This window comes from Pseudomonas asplenii (assembly GCF_001293465.1).
GTDB lineage: Bacteria > Pseudomonadota > Gammaproteobacteria > Pseudomonadales > Pseudomonadaceae > Aquipseudomonas > Aquipseudomonas fuscovaginae_B.
Genome location: NZ_JSYZ01000023.1, coordinates 115,387 through 136,597 on the forward strand (window position 1 = coordinate 115,387; position 21,211 = coordinate 136,597).

Annotated in this window: 2 protein-coding genes (1 of these 2 cut by a window edge); both read right to left on the bottom strand. The window is 68.4% G+C overall.

The genetic code is table 11. The features are described 5' to 3' along the window. Positions 1-14,333: the 5' portion of a non-ribosomal peptide synthetase gene (locus PF66_RS26450; protein ID WP_054064280.1), read on the bottom strand. Its footprint begins 8,371 nt before the window's first position; 14,333 of the gene's 22,704 nt are visible here — the first part of the coding sequence; the start codon lies at positions 14,331-14,333; its stop codon lies off the left edge, out of view. Between the two features lie 448 nt (positions 14,334-14,781). Next, a complete protein-coding gene (locus tag PF66_RS26455; protein ID WP_054064281.1) occupies positions 14,782-21,183 on the bottom strand; it encodes a non-ribosomal peptide synthetase in 6,402 nt (2,133 codons plus the stop codon). Between the last annotated feature and the right edge of the window lie 28 nt (positions 21,184-21,211).

A 21,211-nucleotide genomic window follows, 5' to 3' on the forward strand; every position in this document is an offset into this window, starting at 1 on the left:
TGGATCTTGAACGAGAAGTCCTCGCCCAGGTCATCGACGTTGAGCACCAGCGGATAGTTGCTGCGCTCGCGCGCCTGCAGCAGGCGGATGCCGTCCCAGGTCGCCGCCTGCTGCGCCGAAGTCTCGCCCGCGGCGCTATGACGGTAGTTGAACAGGCTGCTGAACAGCGGCAGCGAAGCCGGCACGCCGCTGCAACGCTGGGCCAGGGCCAGCGAGGCGTGCTCGTGGCCGAGCAGTTGCGACAGCCGCCCGTGAGTGGTGCGCAGGGCTTCGCGGACGCCGACGGAACCCACACTGACCCGCAACGGCAAGGTGTTGATGAACATCCCCAGCGCACGGTCGGCCCCTTCGCCGCCCTGCATCCGCCCCAGCAGTACGGTGCCGAACACCACCTCCTCGCGCCCCGACACCTGCCCCAGCACCCGGGCCCAGGCCAGGTGCAGCAGGCTGGCGGCACTCACGCCGAGCTGGCGGGCCTGCCCGCGCAGGCGTCGGCTCAGGGCCGTGTCCAGGGGCACTGGCAGTTCCTCGATATCGCGGCCATCGCCAGCGACTTCCTGCAGGCCGAAGGCCAGGGTCGGCTCGTCGATATCGCCGAGCATCCCACGGAAGAACGCCTCGTGCTGGGCCTCGCTGGTGCCCAGGCGGGTCTGCGCCACCTGGTTGCGGTACGGCACCGGCGCTGCCAGTTGCGCCATCCGCCCTTGCAGGCTGGCGCTCATCTCGTGCACCAGCACGTCCAGAGCGGTGTGATCCAGCAGAATGTGGTGGAACAGCAGGATGCCGAACCAGCGGTCGCCCTGCTCGTCATGGGCATAGGCCAGGCGCAGCAGCGGCGCCTGGTTGAGGTCCAGTCGGTAGTGGCGTGGATCGAAGCGCTGCTGCAGTTGCTCCAGGGCATCGCCGCCGTGCGGATCGCTGTCGATCCGTTCGAGCGCCAGAGGCGCCCGGCGCCAGACCACCTGCACCGGTTCGCCCAGGCCTTGCCAATGCACGCTGGTACGCAGGATGTCGTTGCGCTCGATCACCGCGTCGAGCGCGTGGACGAAGGCGTGCAACGGCTTCAACCCGGCAAACTCGAACTGGGCCTGCATGACATAGGGGTCGCCGACACTCGTCGCCAGGTGGTGATAGAGAATGCCCGCCTGCAACGGCGCCAGGCCGTAGATATCCTGCACATTGGCCACGCCGCCGGGGATGCTTTCCACCAGACGGTCGATGGACGCCTGGTCGAGATCGGCCAGGGGCAGCAGGTCCGGTGTGATGCGCGGGCAATCGACGGCGATGCGGTTGGCCGGCACCTGCACCTCGACCTGCCCGCCCACGGCCGCCGCCAGGGCCGCCAGGGTCGGCTGGCCGAACAGCACCCGCACATCGGCCGCCAGGCCCTGCTGGCGCATGCGCTCGATCAGCTTGACCGCCAGCAGCGAATGCCCTCCCAGTTCGAAGAAGTTGTCGTGGCGCCCGACCTGCCCGACCCGGAGCACTTCGGCCCAGATGCGCGCCAGGGCGACTTCCACCTCGCCTTGCGGCGCCTGGTATTCGCGCACGACCAGGGCCGCCTGGTCCGGCGCCGGCAGCGCCTTGCGATCGAGCTTGCCGTTGGGGCTCAGCGGCAGCGCCGCCAGGTGCACGAACAGCGCCGGGACCATGTAGTCCGGCAGTCGCTCCAGCAGATGGGCCCGCAGCGCATCGATGTCCTGGGCCTCGGCCGCCGTGTAGTAGGCCACCAGGCGCTTGTCGCCCGCGACGTCCTCACGGGCCACCACCACCGCCTCCTGAATCGCCGGGAAGGCGCTCAGGCGCGCCTGGATCTCGCCCAGCTCGATACGCAGGCCGCGGATCTTCACCTGGTCGTCGTTACGCCCCAGGTATTCAATATTGCCATCCGCCAGGTAGCGGGCGATGTCACCGGTGCGGTACATGCGGGCTTCGGCGGCCGGACTGAACGGATCCTTCAGGAAGCGCTCGGCGGTCAGTTCGGGACGGTTCAGGTAACCGCGCGCCACCTGTACGCCACCGATGTACAACTCGCCCACAACGCCCATGGGCACCGGCTGCAGTTGCGCATCCAGCAGGTACATCCGGGTGTTGGCGATCGGCTTGCCGATCGGCGTGTTGTCCGGGGTCTGTGCGAGCGGTTCGCTGCACTCCCAGGCCGTCACGTCCACCGCGGCCTCGGTCGGGCCGTAGAGGTTGTGCAACCCGGCGTGCGGCAACTGCGCCTTGAACCGGCGCACCACGCTGCCCGGCAGCGCCTCGCCGCTGCAGATCACCCGCTTGACACCACCGCACAGGGCGCTGTCGCCATGGGCGAGGAAGACGTCGAGCATCGACGGTACGAAATGCAGGGTGGTGATGCGCTCGGCCGCGATCACCTCACTGAGGTAGACCGGGTCCTTGTGCCCTTCCGGACGGGCCATCACCAGCCGTGCGCCGGTGAACAGCGTCCAGAAGAACTCCCACACCGACACGTCGAAGCTGAACGGGGTCTTCTGCAGCACCGCGTCGTCAGGGGTCAGGCCATACTTGTCCTGCATCCACAGCAGACGGTTGACCACCGCCGCGTGTTCGTTGATCACACCCTTGGGCTGGCCGGTGGAACCGGAGGTGTAGATCACGTAGGCACTGTGCCGTGGGCTGAGTCGTGGAACCTGCGGATTGCTGTCCGGCTGATGGGCCCAGACGTTGTTCTCCAGGTCGATCACCGGCACGGCCAGCTCGCCCAGCAAGCCGCGGGTACGGCCCTCTACCAGCACGACGAGCGGCGTGCTGTCGGCCAGCATGTAGGCGATCCGTTCCTGCGGATAGGCCGGATCCAGCGGCACATAGGCACCACCGGCCTTGAGGATCGCCAGCAGGCCGATGACCATGTCCAGGCCGCGTTCGACGCAGATCGCCACCCGCGCATCCGGCCCCACGCCCTGCTCGCGCAGGTGATGGGCCAGCTGGTTGGCGCGGCGGTTCAATTGGTCGTAGCTCAGCCACTGCTCGCCGGCCTGCACGGCCGGAGCCTGGGCTGCCTGTACGACCCGGGCCTCGAACAACCCGTGCAGGGTCTGTTCGAGATCGTAGTCGACCGCGGTGGCATTGAGCCCGTCGAGCAGTTGCGCACGCTCGGCCGCGCCCAGCACCGGCAGGCGCTCGACGGCCAACTGCGGCTCGAACTCCAGGGCCTGCACCAGCGCCTCCAGCGCCACCTGCATGTAGTCGCAGATCCGCTGCGCGCCCACTTCGGCCACCTGGGCGACCAGGCGGAAGGCATCGCCCAGATCGTCGACGTTCAGGCTCAGCGGGAAGTTGGTGCGCTCCTCGCTGGTCAGCACCTCGATGCCCTGCCAGGCCTGGCGGGTTTCGGCATCCGGCTCGCCCGCGCTGCCGTGGCGATAGTTGAGCATGGCACTGAACAGCGGCAGCGGCGCCGCCACCCCACTGCAACGCTGGGCCAGGGCCAGCGAGGCGTGCTCGTGACCGAGCAGCGCGGTGAGCCGGTCATGGGTCGCCTTGACTGCGTCGCGTACCGACGCGGCATCGATATCGACCCGCAGCGGCAAGGTATTGATGAACATCCCCAGGGCGCGGTCGCTGCCGGCACCGCCCTGCATGCGACCGAGCAGAACGGTACCGAACACCACCGACGAGCGGCCACTGGTGGCCGCCAGTACCCGGGCCCAGGCCAGGTGGAACAGGCTCGCGGCGCTCACCCCCAACAGCCGGGCCTGGGCCCGCAGGCGCAGATTCAGGTCGACCGGCAACCGCTGGCTGGTCTCCTCGATGGCCCGGCCATCGCCCTGCACATCCAGCAGGCCGAATGGCAGGGTCGGCTCGTCGATATCGCCCAGTTGCTCGCGGAAGAAGGCTTCGTGCTCCTCCTCACTGACACCCAGGCGCGCCTGGGCCACGTAGTTGCGATAAGGCACCGCCGCGCCCAGCGGCTCGACCCGCCCCAGCAGGCCGGCCTGCATTTCCTCGCTGACCACCTCAAGGGCGGTATGGTCCAGCACCAGGTGATGGAACAGCAGCACCGCCACCGTGCGCTGATGCACCGCATCGTAGCCGTGCACCAGGCGGATCAGCGGCGCCTGGTTCAGGTCCAGGCGATAGTGGCGGGCGTCGAAACGCGCCTGCAACTGCTCCAGCGCATCGCCGGCCGCCGGCTCCAGGGCCACCTCCTCGACCACCAGCCCGGCCTTGCGCCAGACCACCTGCACCGGCTGGTCCAGGCCCTCCCAGAGCATGCCGGTACGCAGGATATCGTGGCGATCGATGACCTGTTGCAGGGCGGCGGCAAAGGCCTGCAGGCGCTGCGGATCGTCGAAGGCCATCTGCGATTGCAGCAGGTACGGGTCGCCCTGCTCCGCACTCAGGTGGTGATAGAGAATGCCTTCCTGCAGCGGTGCCAGCGGGTAGATGTCCTGCACGTTGGCCGCGCCACCGGGCACGCTGGCGACGACGCGGTCGATGCTCGCCTGGTCCAGTTCGATCAACGGCAGCAGGTACGGCGTGATCTGCCGGCAATCGGCTGGAATGCGGTTTTCCGGTACCGTCACCGCCCGCCCGCTGCCCACCGCCGCGGCCAGCGCCGCCAGGCTCGGCTGGCTGAACAGCACGCGAATGTCGGCACTCAGGCCGGCCTGGCGCATGCGCTCGATCAGCGTCACCGCCAGCAGCGAATGGCCGCCCAGTTCGAAGAAGTGATCGTGGCGTCCCACCCGCTCGACCTTGAGCAGGTCGGCCCAGATCTGGGCCAGGCGGGTCTCGACCTCGCCCACCGGGGCCACGTATTCGCGGCTGGACAGCGCGCCCTGGTCCGGTGCCGGCAACGCCTTGCGATCCGGCTTGCCGTTGGGGCTCAGGGGCAGCGCCGGCAGGTGCACGAACAGCGTCGGCAGCATGTATTCCGGCAGGTAGCCCAGCAGGTGGGCCCGCAGGTCGTCGACCGCCTGCGCCTCGCTCGCGGTGTAGTAGGCGACCAGACGCGGGTCGCCCGGCAGGTCCTCGCGGACCATCGCCACCGCAGCTGTCAACGCCGGGTGCTCGGCCAGCCGCGCCTGCACCTCGCCCAGTTCGATACGCAGGCCGCGCAGCTTGACCTGGTCGTCGTTGCGGCCGAGGAATTCGAGGTTGCCGTCAAGGCGGTAGCGCACCAGGTCGCCGGTGCGATACAGGCGCTCGCCGGCCACGAACGGGCTGTCGATGAAGCGCTCGGCACTGAGTTCGGCCAGGCCGATGTAGCCGCGGGCCACCCCGACGCCGCCGATGTGCAGTTGGCCGCTGACCCCCAGCGGTACCGGCTGATCCCGGGCGTCCAGGACATAAAGGCGGGTGTTGTCGATCGGCCGGCCGATCGGCAGTTGTGAATCCGGGACCGCTGCGTCCGGCTCCAAGGTCCACACGGTACTGTCCACCGTGGCCTCGGTCGGCCCGTAGACGTTGTGCAAGCGCACCCAGGGCAGGCGTGCGCGCACCGCCTGGGCCAGCGCCGAGGTCAGCTCGCCGCCGCCACAGAACACGTCGGTCAGGCTGTGGCACTGGCCGGCCGCTTCCACGTCAAGGAACTGCTGCAGCATCGCCGGAACGAACTGGATCACGCTGACCTGTTGCTCACGCACCAACTGCGCCAGGTAGGCCGGGTCGCGATGCCCCTCGGGGCGTGCCAGTACCAGGCGCAGGCCGGCGCTGAGCGGCCAGAACAGCTCCCATACCGAGGCGTCGAAGCTGAAGGGCGTCTTGTGCAGCAGCGCGCCCTGCGCATCCTTGCCATGCAGTCGGGAACTCCACTGCACCAGGTTGCACAGACCACGATGTTCCACCGCCACCCCTTTGGGGGTACCGGTGGAACCGGAGGTGTAGATCACGTAGGCCAGGTCCGAGGCCTGCACCGGCGCCAGGTTGGCCTCGGCGCGATCAGCCCAGACATTCCGGTCGAGGTTGATCAGCGGTACCGCAACGCTGCCCAGGCGCGCGAGGGTGACGTCCTGCGCCAGCACCACCCGCGGCGCGCTGTCCTTGAGCATGTAGGCGATCCGCTCCTGCGGATAGCCCGGGTCCAGCGGCACATAGGCACCGCCGGCCTTGAGGATCGCCAGCAACCCGACCAGCATCTCCACGCCGCGCTCGACGCAGATCGCCACCCGCTCATCCGGCCCCACCCCCTGCTCGCGCAGGTAATGGGCCAGACGGTTGGCGCGTCGGTTCAGTTCCCGATAGCTCAGTGACTGACCGTCCGCCACCAGGGCCAGCGCCTCTGGCGCGCGCTCGACACGGGCCTCGAACAAGCCATGGATCGACGGGTCGAGAGCGTGATCGACCGCGCTGGCATTGAGCCCGGACACCAGTTGCTCGCGCTCCCCGGCCGGCAGCACCGGCAGGCGGTTCACCGCCGTACCGGGCTGTTGTTCCAGGGCCTCGACCAGCGACTCCAGGGCCGTCTCCATCAGCTCGCAGATGCGTTGCGCGCCCACCGAGGCCAGGGTCAGGGCGATCAGCCGGAAGCCTTCGCCCAGGTCGTTGACACTCAGGCTCAGCGCATAGTTGGTCCGGCCATCGCTGGCCAGGGTCTCGATCCCCGGCCAGGCGGCCTGCTCCTCGTCGCGGCTCTGGCGGTAGTTGAGCATGGCACTGAACAACGGCGCCGGCGCCGCCACGGCACTGCAACGCTGGGCCAGCGCCAGCGAGGCGTGTTCATGTCCCATCAGCCCGGTGAGCCGGGCGTGGGTGGCCATGACCGCGGCCCTGGCCGGGGTGGCGTCGATGTCCACCCGCAATGGCAGGGTATTGATGAACATCCCCAGCGCCCGGTCGGCGCCCTGCCCCCCCTGCATCCGGCCCAGCAGCACCGTGCCGAACACCACCTGCTCGCGACCGGAAGTGGCCGCCAGCACCTGGCCCCAGGCCAGGTGGAACAGGCTCGCCGCCGTGACCCCGAGCGCCCGGGCACGAGCGCGCAGGCGACGGCTCAGCCCCTCCGGCAACGGCCGGGCGACCTCCTCGATATCACGGCCATCGTTCTGCACGTCCTGCAGGCCGAAGGGCAAGGTCGGTTCGTCGATGCTACCCAGCATCTCGCGGAAGAATGCCTCGTGCTCCGCCTCGCTGACACCCAGGCGCGCCTGGGCCACATGGTTGCGATACGGCACCGGCTCGCTCAGCACCGCCTCATGGCCGAGCAGGCCGGCCCGCATTTCCTGGAGCACCACCTTGAGCGCGGTGTGATCCAGCACCAGGTGGTGGAACAGCAACGCCGCGACGGTGCGCTGGCGCCGTGCATCGTAAGCATGCACCAGGCGGATCAGCGGTGCCCGGCTCAGGTCCAGACGGTAGTGGCGCGAATCGAAACGGCTGTGCAACTGCTCCAGCACATCGCCGTCGGCCGGCTCCAGCGACAACGCCTGGACCGCCAGTTCGGCCCGGCGCCAGACCACCTGCACCGGCTGCTCCAGGCCCTCCCAGAGGAAACCGGTACGCAGGATGTCGTGGCGGTCGATGACCTGCTGCAAGGCGCCGGCGAAGGCCTGCAGGCGTTGCGGGCTGTCGAAGGCCAGCCGCGACTGCAACACGTAGGGGTCGCCCTGCCCGGCACTGAGATGGTGATAGAGGATGCCTTCCTGCAACGGCGTCAGCGGGTAGATATCCTGCACGTTGGCCGCGCCGCCCGGCACGCTGGCCACGACCCGGTCGATGGCCGCCTGGTCCAGTTCGACCAGCGGCAGCAGCTCGGGCGTGATGCGCTGGCAATCGGCGGCAATACGATTTTCCGGTACCTGCAGCTCGCGGCCATGGCCAATCGCCGCGGCGAGGCCGGCCAGGGTCGGCTGACTGAACAGCGCACGCACGTCGGCGTTGAGGCCGGCCTGGCGCATGCGTTCGATCAGCGTCACCGCCAGCAGCGAGTGCCCGCCCAGTTCAAAGAAGTGATCGTGACGCCCCACCTGCCCGACCTGCAGCAGCTCGGCCCAGATCTGCGCCAGGGTGGTTTCCACCGCCCCCTGCGGCGCCTCGTAGCCACGGCTGAGCAAGGCGCTCTGGTCCGGCGCCGGCAGCGCCTTGCGGTCGAGCTTGCCATTGGCGGTCAGCGGCAGCGCCTCGAGCTGCACATAGGCCGAGGGCACCATGTAGTCCGGCAACTGCTCCTGCAGGTAATCGCGCAGCGCTTCGGGATCGGGCGTTTGAGCCGCCCCCTCGGCGCTGAACCAGGCCACCAGGCGCTTGTCACCGGGGGCCACCTCACGCACCAGCACGGCCACGTCGCGGACCTGCGGATGGCGTCCCAGGCGGGTCTCGATCTCGCCCAGCTCGATACGGAAGCCGCGGATCTTCACCTGGTTGTCGTTGCGCCCCAGATACTCCAGATTGCCGTCGGCACGCCAGCGCACCAGGTCGCCGGTCCGGTACATCGAACCGCCGACGAATGGATCGGCCATGAATGTTTCGGCGCTCAGCTCAGGCTGGTTCAGATAGCCCCTGGCAACCCCTGCGCCAGCCACGTACAGCTCACCCACCGCACCCACCGGCACCGGCTGCTGCCGGGCATCGAGCACATAGGCCCGGCTGTTGCCGATGGGCCGGCCGATCGGAATGCTGCCACCCTCGACCGTGGTGATCTCATAGGTGGTGGAGAACGTGGTCGCTTCGGTCGGACCGTAGCCGTTGAGCAGGTGTCGTGGCGCGCCGTCACGCAGCACCCGTTCGATCACCGCCGGGTCGAGCACGTCGCCCCCGACGATCAGGTAGCGCAGGGCCCGGAAACTTTCCATCAGGCCATCGGCATACTGGTGGAACAGCCCGGCGGTCATCCACAGCACACTGACCGCCTGCTCGCGCAGCAGGTTCGCCAGGGCGTCGCGGGACAGCAGCACATCCTGCTCGACCACCACCACGCAGCCGCCATTGAGCAGCGGCGCCCAGACTTCCAGGGTGCTGGCGTCGAACGCCGGGTTGGCGGCGAAGGCCACCCGGTCCCGCTCGTTGAACTCGGCATAACCGTTGTTCAGCACCAATCGCGCGACCGCCCGGTGCGGCACCAGTACGCCCTTGGGGGTACCGGTGGAGCCGGAGGTGTACATGATGTAGGCCAGCGCCTCGGCCGACTGCGGCAGATCCGGGTCATCGGTCGCCAGCGCCTCGACGGCCAGCCGGTCCAGCTCGATGCGTCGTACGCCGTGCTCGTCCGGCTGGTCGTGGGTGGTCAGCAGCCACGACGCCTGGCTGTCCTCGAGCATGAAACGCTGGCGCTCGAGCGGTGCGTTGATATCCAGCGGCACGTAGGCCGCGGCGCATTTGCTGATCGCCAGTTGGCTGACCAGCAGGTCCGCCGAGCGCTCCAGCAGGATCGCCAGGTGCTCGCCCGGTCGTACGCCGAGCCCCAGCAGATGATGGGCCAGGCGGTTGGCACGGCGGTTGAGTTCGCCATAGCCGAGCACCTGCTCGCCATGGACCACCGCCGGCGCATCCGGGTGGGCCGCGGCACGAATCTCGAACAGCCGGTGCAGGGTCTGCTCGCTCGGGTAGTCGCGTTGGCGGGCATTGAAGTCGAACAGGACCTGCTGCCGCTCCGCCGCCGGCAGGACCGACAGTTGGCCGAGGGCCTGTTCCGGAGCCTGTTCCAGTGCCAGCACCAGGTGTTCCAGCGCAGCGCACATGTAGTCGGCCATGCGCTGTGCCCCCACGGACAGCGCTGCCAGCACGCGCAGCTCGAAGCCGCTGCCGATGTCATCGACACTCAGGGTCAACGGGTAGTTGCTGCGCTCCTCGCCCCCCAGGGACTGGATGCCGTCCCAGAGCCCCTGGCCGGCTGCCGGGCGCTCATCGGCGGCACTGTGACGGTAGTTGAGCAGGGCGCTGAATAGCGGCAGCGACGCCTCCACCGCGCTGCAGCGCTGGGCCAGGGCCAGCGAGGCGTGTTCGTGGGCGAGCAAGGCGGTCAGCCGGGCATGGGTCGCCTTGACCCCGGCACGCACCGACGTGTCGCCGACCTCGACCCGCAGCGGCAGGGTGTTGATGAACATGCCCAGGGCGCGATCGGCGCCCTCGCCGCCCTGCAGGCGGCCCATCAGCACGGTGCCGAACACCACGCTGTCCTTGCCGGAAGTGGCCGCCAGCACCCGGGCCCAGGCCAGGTGCATCAGGCTCGCCACGCTGACCCCGAGCAGGCGTGCCTGCTCGCGCAGCCGGCGGTTCAGTTCGGCGTCGAGCGGCAGCAGGGCCGACTCGATCTCGCGCCCGTCGCCCTGCACGTCCTGCAGGCCGAATGGCAGGGTCGGCTCGTCGATATCGCCGAGCATGTCGCGGAAGAACGCTTCGTGCTCCTGTTCGCTGGCCCCCAGCAGGGCCTGGGCCACGTAGTTGCGGTACGGCACCGCCGCGCCCAGGCGCTCGCCCTGCTCCAATAGCAGGCTGCGGATTTCCTGCACCACCACCGCCAGCGCGGTATGGTCCATGGCCAGGTGGTGGAACATCAGCACCGCGACGATCCGCTGCCGCGCCGGGTCCTGCGCATAGGCCAGTTGCATCAGCGGCGCCTGGCGGATGTCCAGGCGATAGGCACGGGCGTCGAAGCGTTGCAGCAGTTGCTCGAGCACCTCGCCACCGGCCGCGTCGAAACGCTCCTCCCGGACCGGCAGTTCGACCTCGCGCCAGACCACCTGCACCGGCCGCTCCAGGCCCTCCCAGAGCACGCTGGTGCGCAGGATATCGTGGCGCCGGACCACCTGCTGCAAGGCGGCGGCGAAGGTCTGCAGACGCTCCAGGCCGTCAAAGGCCAACTGCGCCTGCAACAGGTACGGATCGCCCTGTTCGGCGCTCATGTGGTGATAGAGGATGCCTTCCTGCAACGGCGCCAGCGGGTAGATATCCTGCACATTGGCCGCACCACCGGGCACCGTCGCGACGATACGGTCGATGCTCGCCTGGTCCAGCTCGATCAGTGGCAACAGGTCCGGGGTAATGTGCCGGCAAGCGGCGGGAATGCGATTTTCCGGCACCTCGACTTCGCGGCCGCTGCCGATGGCCGCGGCCAGCGCCGCGAGGGTCGGCTGGCTGAACAGCACCCGCACGTCGGTGCTCAAGCCCACCTGGCGCATGCGTTCGATCAGGATCACCGCCGACAGCGAGTGGCCGCCCAATTCGAAGAAATGGTCGTGGCGTCCGACCCGCTCGACCTTGAGCACTTCGGCCCAGATCCGCGCCAGGGCGGTTTCGACCTCCCCTTGCGGGGCCTCGAACGCCCGGTTCAGCAGCGCCTGCTGGTCCGGTGCCGGCAACGCCCGGCGATCGAGCTTGCCGTTGGCGGTCAGCGGCAGCGCGTCGAGCTGCACATAGGCCGAGGGGATCATGTAGTCCGGCAGGCGGCCCTGCAGGTAGATGTTCAGGGCTTCGATCGCCAGGGCTTCGCTGGCGGTGAACCAGGCCACCAGACGACCATCGCGGACCAGCACCACGGATTCGCCGATGACCTCATGGCTGTTCAGCGCCGCCTCGATTTCACCCGGCTCGATGCGCACCCCGCGGATCTTCAGTTGGTCGTCGTTACGTCCGAGGTAGTCGAGATTGCCATCGGCCAGCCAGCGGGCCTGGTCGCCGGTACGGTAGAGGCGCGCCTGCGGATCGGCGCTGAAGGGATCGCGGATGAAACGTTCGGCGGTCAGATCCGGACGGTTGAGATAACCCCGCGCCACCCCGACACCGCCGATGTACAACTCACCGGCCACGCCAATCGGTACCGGTTGTTGTCGCTCGTCCAGCAGGTAGACCTGGGCATTGGCGATCGGCCTGCCGATATGCAGCACCTGCCCGGCTTCCATCAGGCCGGAGGTCGCCACCACCGTGGCTTCGGTCGGACCGTAGTTGTTGATCACCGCGAAGCGCTGCGCCTGGCTGAACTGACGCAGGCGGTCGCCACCGATCAGCAGGGTGCGCAGGGTCGGGTGCTCAAGTCGTTGGGCGAAGACATGCTCGGCAATCGGCGTCGCCAGGAAGCACACGTCCAGTGGCTGGGCCTGCCACCAGGCCAGCAACCGGTCGATCTCCTGGTGTCCGATATCCTCCGGCGGCAGGTGCAGGGTCGCGCCGACGCACAGCGTCGACCAGACTTCCCAGGCCATGGCGTCGAAACCGAAACCGGCGACGCTGGAGGCATGGCCGCCGGGCTGCAGGTCGAAGGCCGTGCGGTGCCAGTGCACCAGGTTCTCCACGGTACGGTGCTCGACCATCACCCCTTTCGGCAGACCGGTGGAACCGGAGGTGTAGATCACATAGGCCAGGTGCGCGGGGGTCAACGCGCCCGGCGCCGGGTTGTCGACGGACTGTTCCTGCCAGGTGACCCGGTCCAGCTCCACGACCGGAATCGACAGTGCCGGCAGTTGCCCGCGCCCTTCACTGCGGGTCAGCAAGGCAACCGGTGCGCTGTCTTCGAGCAGGTAACGACGGCGCTCTAGCGGCAGGCTCGGGTCGACCGGCACATAACCGGCCCCGGCCTTGAGGATCGCCAGCAGCCCGACCAGCAGTTGCGGGCCGCGCTGCAGGCTGATGGCAACGCGGTCATCCGGTTGCACACCCAGCGTACGCAGATGGTGAGCCAGTTGGTTGGCCTGGCGATTGAGCTCGCCGTAGCTCAGTGAAGTGTCGCCCTGCACCATGGCCACCGCCTCGGGCAAGCGCTCGACCTGGGCCTCGAACAGGCCATGCACGGTGTGCCCGCGCGGGAAGTCGACCGCGCTGCCGTTGAACGCCACCAGCACCTGCTCGCGCTCTGCCGCCGGCAGGATCGCCAGGCTGTTCAGCGCCGTATCCGGAGCCTGCTCCAGGGCCTGCTGCAGGGCCTGCAGCGCGTTGCGCATCATTTCGCAGAGCCGCTGCGCGCCTGCCGCTGCCACGACATGAACGGTCAGGCGGAAGTCTTCGCCGAGGTCGTCGACACTCAGGCTCAACGGATAGTTGCTGCGCTCCCGGGCGCCCAGCACCTGCACGCCCTCGGCGACGTCGATCACCTCGGCGGCATCGCCCGCGGCGCTGTGGCGATAGTTGAGCATGGCGCTGAACAGCGGCGTCGGCGCGCTCACGCCGCTGCAACGCTGGGCCAGGGCCAGGGACGCCTGCTCGTGGTCGAGCAGCGCGGTCAGGCGCTCATGGGTGGCGAGCACCCCGGCTCGCACGCCCTGCCCGTCCACGTCGATCCGCAGCGGCAGGGTGTTGATGAACATGCCCAGGGCCCGTTCGGCGCCCTCGCCGGCATCCATCCGGCCGAGCAGCACGGTCCCGAAAACCACCGCCTCGCGACCGGACAGGCTGCCCAGCACCCGCGCCCAGGCCAGGTGCATCAGGCTCGCCGCGCTGACCCCGAGCTGCCGCGCCTGGTTGCGCAGGCGCAGGCTCAGGCCGGGCTCCAGGGTCAACCGGCCCTCCTCGGTGCCGATGCCATCATCCGCGACTTCGCGCAGCCCGAAGGGCAAGGTCGGCTCGTCGATGTCACCCAGCATGTGGCGGAAAAAGCTTTCGTGCGCGGCTTCGTCGAGGCTCATCCGCGCGCGGGCCAGATAATCGCGGAACGCGACCGCCGGCGGCACCTGCCCGGCCTCCCCGCGCAGGCAGGCGGCGATCTCCTGGCGCACCACGTCCAGCCCGGTGTGGTCCATGACCATGTGATGGAACAGCAACAGCGCGACCACCCGCCGGTTGGCCTCATCCTCAGCGAACACCAGCCTCAGCAATGGCGCCTGGCGCAGGTCGAGGCGGTAGTCGCGGGCATCGTGGGCCTCGCGCAGACGGGCCAGCACATCGCCGCCCAGAGGCTGCGGCCGGTATTGCTCGCAGACCAGCGGCGCCTCGCGCCAGACCACCTGCAGCGGCTCGTCCAGGCTTTCCCAGGCGATCGAGGTGCGCAGGATATCGTGCCGGCCGATCACCCATTGCAGGGCCTCGGCGAAACGCTCCAGGCGCTCGCGGCTGTCGAAGGCGAACTGCGCCTGCAGCACGTAGGGATCGCCCTGGGAGGCGGACAGATGGTGGTAGAGCATGCCGCTCTGCAGGGGCGCCAGCGGGTAAATGTCCTGCAGGTTCGCCGCGCCGCCGGGAACCGTGGCGACGATGCGGTCGATGGCCTCCTGCTCCAGGCTCACCAGCGGCAGCATGTCCGGGGTGATGCGAAAGGCCGGGCTCAGCCAGTCGCCATCATGTCGGGCCACCAGCTCCAGCAACTGGGCCTTGTACCGGCTCAGTTGGTCCCACAGCGCATCGTCCAGCGCATCGTCGTTACCCAGGATCACCAGATCGTCATCTTCCCTTTGAAGACGGATCGCATGGGTGGAAATAACTGCCATCAATTCACTGAACTGCATAGTGAGACCTGCTTTAAATTCGGAAACGGTTGACGAGAAAGTCCATTTTCAAAGGCAACGTGTCAGCGGTACGGCGCGCCCTTGTACTGGCGGAGCGGCATTTCTGGCCGGCTCGGACAGGAGGTTGAAGGAAAAATGGCGTCAATTAGCCATCACTGTTTCGGTATTTGAGAAACTAAATCATCCGCATGGCAGTGGCTGACACGGCAAGCGGGGACACCCCCCGACATCTGTCCCGGGCTGGAGGGGGCTTTGTGGAACTTTTTTGAGAGAGAGGGAGTGAAGGGTCGCCCAAGGCGGATCGTCGAAACGCCGCCCACGGCAAGCCGGCTCCGACAGGGACCGCGTCATGCCCGGAATGAGCGCATGAGGCGAACCCCGTGGGAGCCGGCTGGCTGGCGATAGCGGTCTTGCTGCCACCGCGCAGCAAGTCAGCGCAGCGTCACCGCTACAGGCGGCGCTTGCGGTTCAGGGTCGGAATGGTGGTCGCCGGCACCTGTACCTGCTGCACGCGGCCGACGGACTTGGCCGCCAGTGCCGCCAGGGTCGGCTGGCTGAACACCTCCCGCGCATCGGCATTCAGTCCCGCCTGGCGCATCCGCGCCACCAGGCTGACCGCCAGCAGCGAGTGCCCGCCCAGCTCGAAGAAGTGGTCGTTGCGCCCTACCCGCTCGATCTTCAGCACCTCGGCCCAGATCTCGGCCAGGGCGATCTCCACCGGACCACGAGGCGCCTCGTAGTCGCGACTGATCACCGCATCCTGGCCCGGCGCCGGCAAGGCCCGCCGATCGAGCTTGCCGTTGGGACTCAACGGCAGCACGTCGAGCTGCACGTAGGCCGAAGGCACCATGTAGTCCGGCAGCAGCCCCAGCAGGTAGCCACGCAGCGCCTCGATCGTCGGCACCTGGCCGGCCACCCGTGCCGTGAAGTAGGCCACCAGCCGCTCGTCACGCATCAGCACCGCCACTTCGCGCAGCGCCTCATGCGACAGCAGTGCCGCCTCGATCTCGCCCAGTTCCAGGCGCAAGCCATGCAGCTTCACCTGGAAGTCGTCCCGACCGAGGAACTCGAGATTGCCATCGGCGCGGTAACGCACCAGGTCGCCCGTCCGGTACAGGCGATCACCCGCCACGAACGGACTGTCGATGAAGCGTTCGGCCGTCAGCTTCGCCAGGCCGAGGTAGCCGCGGGCGACACCGACACCGCCGATATGCAGTTGCCCGCTCACCCCCAGTGGTACCGGCCGATCATGGGCATCGAGCACGTACACCCGGGTGTTGCAGATCGGCCGGCCGATCGGCAGTTGCAGCGCCGGTACCGGCGCGCCCGGCTCCAGGGTCCAGGCGGTGCTGTCGACCGTGGCCTCGGTCGGGCCATAGACGTTGTGCAGGCGCACCTGCGGCAACTTCGCCTGCACCGCCTGGGCCAACGCCGCCGTCAGTTCACCACCGCCACAGAAGACGTCCGTCAGGCTGGTGCACTGGCTGACCTCGCCCTGCTCGAGGAACTGCTGCAGCATCGCCGGTACGAACTTGATCACACGGATCCGCTGCTCGCGCACCAGGCGCACCAGGTAGTCCGGATCGCGATGCCCGTCGGGCCGCGCCAGCACCAGGCGCATGCCGACGGTCAGCGGCCAGAAGAACTCCCAGATCGAACCGTCGAAACTGAACGGCGCCTTCTGCAGCAGGCCACTGTTGCCCATGTCCGGGCACAGCTTCGAACTCCAGTGCATCAGGTTGCACAGGCCACGGTGTTCGAGCGCAACGCCCTTGGGCGTGCCGGTGGAACCGGAGGTATAGATCACATAGGCCAGGTTAGACGGGCCGAGGTCGGCGATCACCGGATCGCTCACCGGGCGGTCGTGCCAGGTGTTGCGGTCGAAATCGACCAGCGGGAGGGTCACCGACCCCAACAGGTCGCGCGTCGCCTGGTGCACCAGCACCGCCACCGCCGAGCTGTCCTGCAACATGTAGACCAGGCGCTCCAGCGGATAGCCCGGATCCAGCGGCAGATAGACACCACCGGCCTTGACGATCGCCCACAGGCCGATGACCAGCTCCGGCCCACGCTCGACGCAGATCGCCACCCGCGTATCCGGTCGCACGCCCTGCTCGCGCAGATGGCAGGCCAGTTGGTTGGCGCGCTCATTGAGCTCGCGATAGGTCAGTTGCCGCTCGCCGGCCACCAGCGCCACCGCGTCCGGGGTCCGGCGCACCTGCTGCTCGAACAGGGCCTGAATGCATTGCTCCAGCGGGTGCTCGGCCTGTGTCGCATTGAGCTCGTCCAGCAGGTACCGACGCTCCGCCAGCGGCAGGATCGGCAAGCGGTCGAGGGCCGTGCCCGGTGCCCGGGCGAGGGTTTCCACCAGCCCCTCCAGGGCCGTCTCCAGGTAGTCCAGCACCCGTTGCGCACCCAGCGACCGCAGGGCTGTGGCCGCCAGGCGATAGTCCTCGCCGAGATCGTCGATCGACAGCATCACCAGGTGACTGACGATCTGCGCACTGTCCAGCAGCTCGACGCCGGTGTGCACCGCGCCCACCGGTGCCGCGGCGGTATGCCGGTAGTTGAGCAGGCTGTTGAACAGCGGCGTGGTGGCGGGAACCGCGCTGCAACGCTGGGCCAGGGCCAGCGGCGCATGCTCGTGGGCCAGCAGCTCGGTCAGCCGCTGGTGGGTATGCCGCAGGGCATCGACCACGCTCTTGCCGCCCAGGTTTATCCGCAAGGGCAAGGTATTGATGAACATGCCCAGGGCCCGGTCGGCCCCCGCCCCGGCCTGCAAACGGCCCAGCAGTACGGTACCGAACACCACATCGTCACGGCCCGACAACCCGCCCAGCACCTGTGCCCAGGCCAGATGGTAGAGGCTCGCGGCGCTCACCCCCAGTTGCCGGGCCACACCGCGCAGACGCCGGGCCAGCTCGCCGTCCAGCGCCTGCTCCAGGCGTTCATGGTCCTGGCTGTCGCCCTGGCGCCGCTGCATCCCGAACGCCAGCGTCGGCTCCTCGACATCACCCAGCAGTTCACGGAAAAACGCCTCGTGCCCGGCTTGCCGCTCGTCCTGACGGACTTGCGCGACGTAGTTGCGGTACGGCACCGAAGGTGCGAGCTGGTGCTCATGGCCGCGCATGTGCGCATTGATTTCCGCCAACAGCACGGCGGTGGACGTCGCATCGTTGATCAGGTGATGGAAACGCAGCAGGCCCACCCAGCGGCCATTCGCGGCATCTTCGGCGCAGGCCAGCGCCATCAGCGGTGCCTGGCGGATGTCCAGCGGACGCTGTACCGGGTCGAAACGCGCCAGCAACTGCGCACCGACGTCCCCCCCCTCGGCTGCCAGCTGCGGCATTTCAACCGCCAGCCGGGCCTCGCGCCAGACCACCTGCATCGGTTGTTCGAGGCCTTCCCAGGCCAGGCTGGTGCGCAGGATGTCATGCCGCGCGATCACCGCCTGCAGCGCCTGGGCAAAGGCCTCCAGGCGCTGGCGATCATCGAAGGCGAACAACGCGTATTGCTGGTAGGGATCGCCCGCGGTGGCAGTCATGTGGTGATAGAGCAGCCCTTCCTGCAGCGGCGCCAGCGGATAGATTTCCTGCACGTTGGCGGCGTGGCCGGGGACGCCGGCGACGATCCGGTCGATGACCTCCTGCTGCAGTTCTACCAGGGCCAGCATCGACGGGGTAAGGGACTGGCAATCGGCTGCGACCCGGTTGGCGGGGACCTCGACGGCCTGGCGCGCCGTCACCGAGGCAGCCAGCGCCGCCAGGGTCGGCTGGCCGAACAGCACCTGGACATCGGCCTGCAGGCCGGCCTGGCGCATGCGCTCGACCAGTGCCACGGCCAGCAGCGAGTTGCCTCCCAGTTCGAAGAAATGATCCTGGCGCCCGACCCGCTCGACCTGCAGCAACTCGGCCCAGATCAGCGCCAGGGTGCCTTCGACCGCCCCCTCGGGCGCCTGGTACTCGCGGCTGACCAGCGCCTCGCTGTCCGGGGCCGGCAGGGCCCGGCGGTCAAGCTTGCCGTTGGCCGTCAGTGGCCAGGCGTGCAGTTGCACGTAGGCGCTCGGCAGCAGGTGCCCCGGCAGTTGGCCCTGCAAATGGCCGTGCAGGGTCTGCGCAGGCAGCGCCCGATCGGCGATAAACCAGGCCAGCAGGCGCCCGTCGCGCAGTTGCACCACCGCTTCGCGCACTGCCGGATGGCTGGCCACCGCGGCCTCGATCTCGCCCAGTTCGACCCGCACACCGCGGATCTTCACCTGGTCATCGTTGCGCCCTAGGTACTCCAGGCTGCCGTCCTGGTGCCAGCGCGCCAGGTCGCCGGTGCGGTACATGCGCGCTCCCGGCTCGTCGCTGTAGGGGTCGTCCAGAAAACGCTCGGCGGTCAGTTCGGCACGGTTCAGGTAACCCCGCGCCACCCCGGCTCCGCCGATGTACAACTCGCCGGTAGCGCCAATCGGCAGCAGGCGCCGCTGCTCATCGAGCAGATAGATCCGCGTGTTGGCCACCGGCCGGCCGATCGGCAGCACCCGGCCGGGCGACAGGGCGCCGGAGGTGGCGACCACCGTGGTCTCGGTCGGGCCATAATTGTTGACCACGGCGAAGCGTCGGGCCTGGCTGAACTGGCGCAGGCGATCGCCACCGATCAGCAGGGTGCGCAGGGTCGGGTGGTCCAGCTCGCGGCTGAAGGCGTATTCAGCCACCGGCGTGGGCAGGAAACTGATATCCAGCGGCTGCGCGCACCACCAGGCCAGTAGCGCGTCGAGGTCCTCGGCCCCTGCGGATACCGGCGCCAGGTGCAGGGTCGCCCCGGCGCAAAGCGTCGGCCAGATCTCCCAGGCCATGGCGTCGAAGCCGAACCCGGCCAGGCTGGAGACGTGGCTGTGCCGACCGAGATCGAAGGCACGGTTGTGCCAGTCCACCAGGTTGGACAGCGTCCGGTGCTCGACCATCACCCCCTTGGGCAGGCCGGTGGAGCCGGAGGTATAGATCACATAGGCCAGGTGCTGCGCACCGAGCCCGGTAACCTGCGGATTGGCATCGCTGCCGGCGTGCCAGCGCTGGCTGTCCAGTTCGATCAGGGGCACCGATGAAGGCGACAGGCGCGCCAGCAGTTCGCGCTGGGCCAGTACCGCCACCGGCGCGCTGTCATCGAGCAGGTAGCGCAGACGCTCGTCGGGATGGCTCGGGTCGACCGGGACATAGGCCGCCCCGGACTTGAGGATGGCCAGCAGCGCCACCAGCGTCTCCAGCCCGCGCCGGGCGACGATCGCCACCCGGTCGTCAGGGCGCACACCCAGCTCCTGCAGGTGGGCGGCCAGGGCGTTGGCGCGCCGGTTCAGCTCGGCATAGCTCAGCGAACGGCCCTGGTGCACCGCCGCCACGGCCTCGGGGCGGGCGGCGGCCTGTTCCTCGATACGCCGGTGAAGGGTCACGTCGTGGCGGTAGTCGGCCACGCTGTCGTTCCACTGCGCCAGCCGCCCGGCTTCCTGTGGCGCGAGCAGGGAGAAGGCGGCCAACGGCAGCCTGGCATTCGCCAGGCCCTGTTCGAGCACATGGATGACCCGCGCGGCCAGCGCCTCGACCTCCCCCGCCTCGAAGTACGCCGCGTCGTAGACGCAATGCATCCAGACCCGGTCGTTGAAGCGATTGCTGCGCAGGTGAATCGCCAGCGGCATCGATTCGTGACGGTTGGAAACCTTGACCGTGTGTGCCGGCACCTGCCCATAACGGTAGTCATGGTCATCCTGTTCATAGGACACCGACACCTCGAACAGTTGCGCGCGGTCCTCACGCAGCAGGCCCAGGCCGCGATTGAGTTCGCTCAGGGGAAAGCGCTGGTGACGCAGGTCCTGTCGCAGCACCTGGCCGATACCCCGCACCAGTTCGCCGAACGGCGTGTCGTCAGGGAATGCCAGCCGCGTCGGGCTGACCTGGGCGAACAGCCCCACGGTCGCCTTGAAGCGGGCATGGCTGCGATTGAGGATCGGCAACCCGACCACCCACTCGTCGCGCTGGTGGCTGCGGGTAAAGCACAGGTACAGCGCAGCCAGCCAGACATGAAAGGTCGAGGCCTGGCAGACCTTCGCCAGGTTCTGCATGCGCTCGTGCAACGCCGTGGGGAATGCCTGCACCACGCTGTCGCCGGGTGGCGTACCCGCGAGCGGACGCTCGCGATGACGGGGCAGCAGCATGGGCTCGGGGAGCGTGCGGTACTTGTCGAGCCAATAGTCGCGATCGCGCAGGTAACGCGGCGAGGCCTGGTAGAGCCGGTCCTCCTCGATGAAGTCGACATAGGAGGCCGCCGCGTCGGCGACCTCCTCGCCCCGCACCAGGGCGCTGTAGATCCGCCCCAGGTCCGCGAGCATCTGGCCAAAACCCCAGCCGTCGAGAATCAGGTGGTGCGCCTGGGTGCCCAGCAGGTAGTGGTCGTCACTCAGGCGCATCAGGAAAAACCGGAACAGCGGTGAACCATCCAGCGGATAGACCTGGGCCATCTCTTGCTCGACCCGTTCCAGCGCGGCGGCCAGCGGCTCGGCATGGTCGGCGAAGCAATACAGGGGGACCCGTACCTCCAGCCGCTCGACAAACCGCTGCTGCGGCAGGCCGTCGGTACCGGGCTGCAGCACCGTGCGCAGGGCATCGTGACGCTGTACCAGGAACTCGATCGCGCTTCGCAGCAGCGACGGATCCACCGCGCCACGCAACTCGACATAACCGCCAATGTTGTACAACGGCGAATCACCCCGACTCGACTGGTCCAGCCAGATATCCTGTTGAGCGGCGGTGAGCGGGTAAGGCACGGAAGCCGGACGGGCAGCCTCGGCGGCGGCCGGTGAAAAAAACCTTTCCATAGATCCTTCTCGTTGTATTGGCAGGGAA

Excerpts from the sequence above, each read along its gene's own strand:
- PF66_RS26455 (WP_054064281.1), bottom strand. The coding sequence starts at position 21,183 with ATGGAAAGGTTTTTTTCACCGGCCGCCGCCGAGGCTGCCCGTCCGGCT.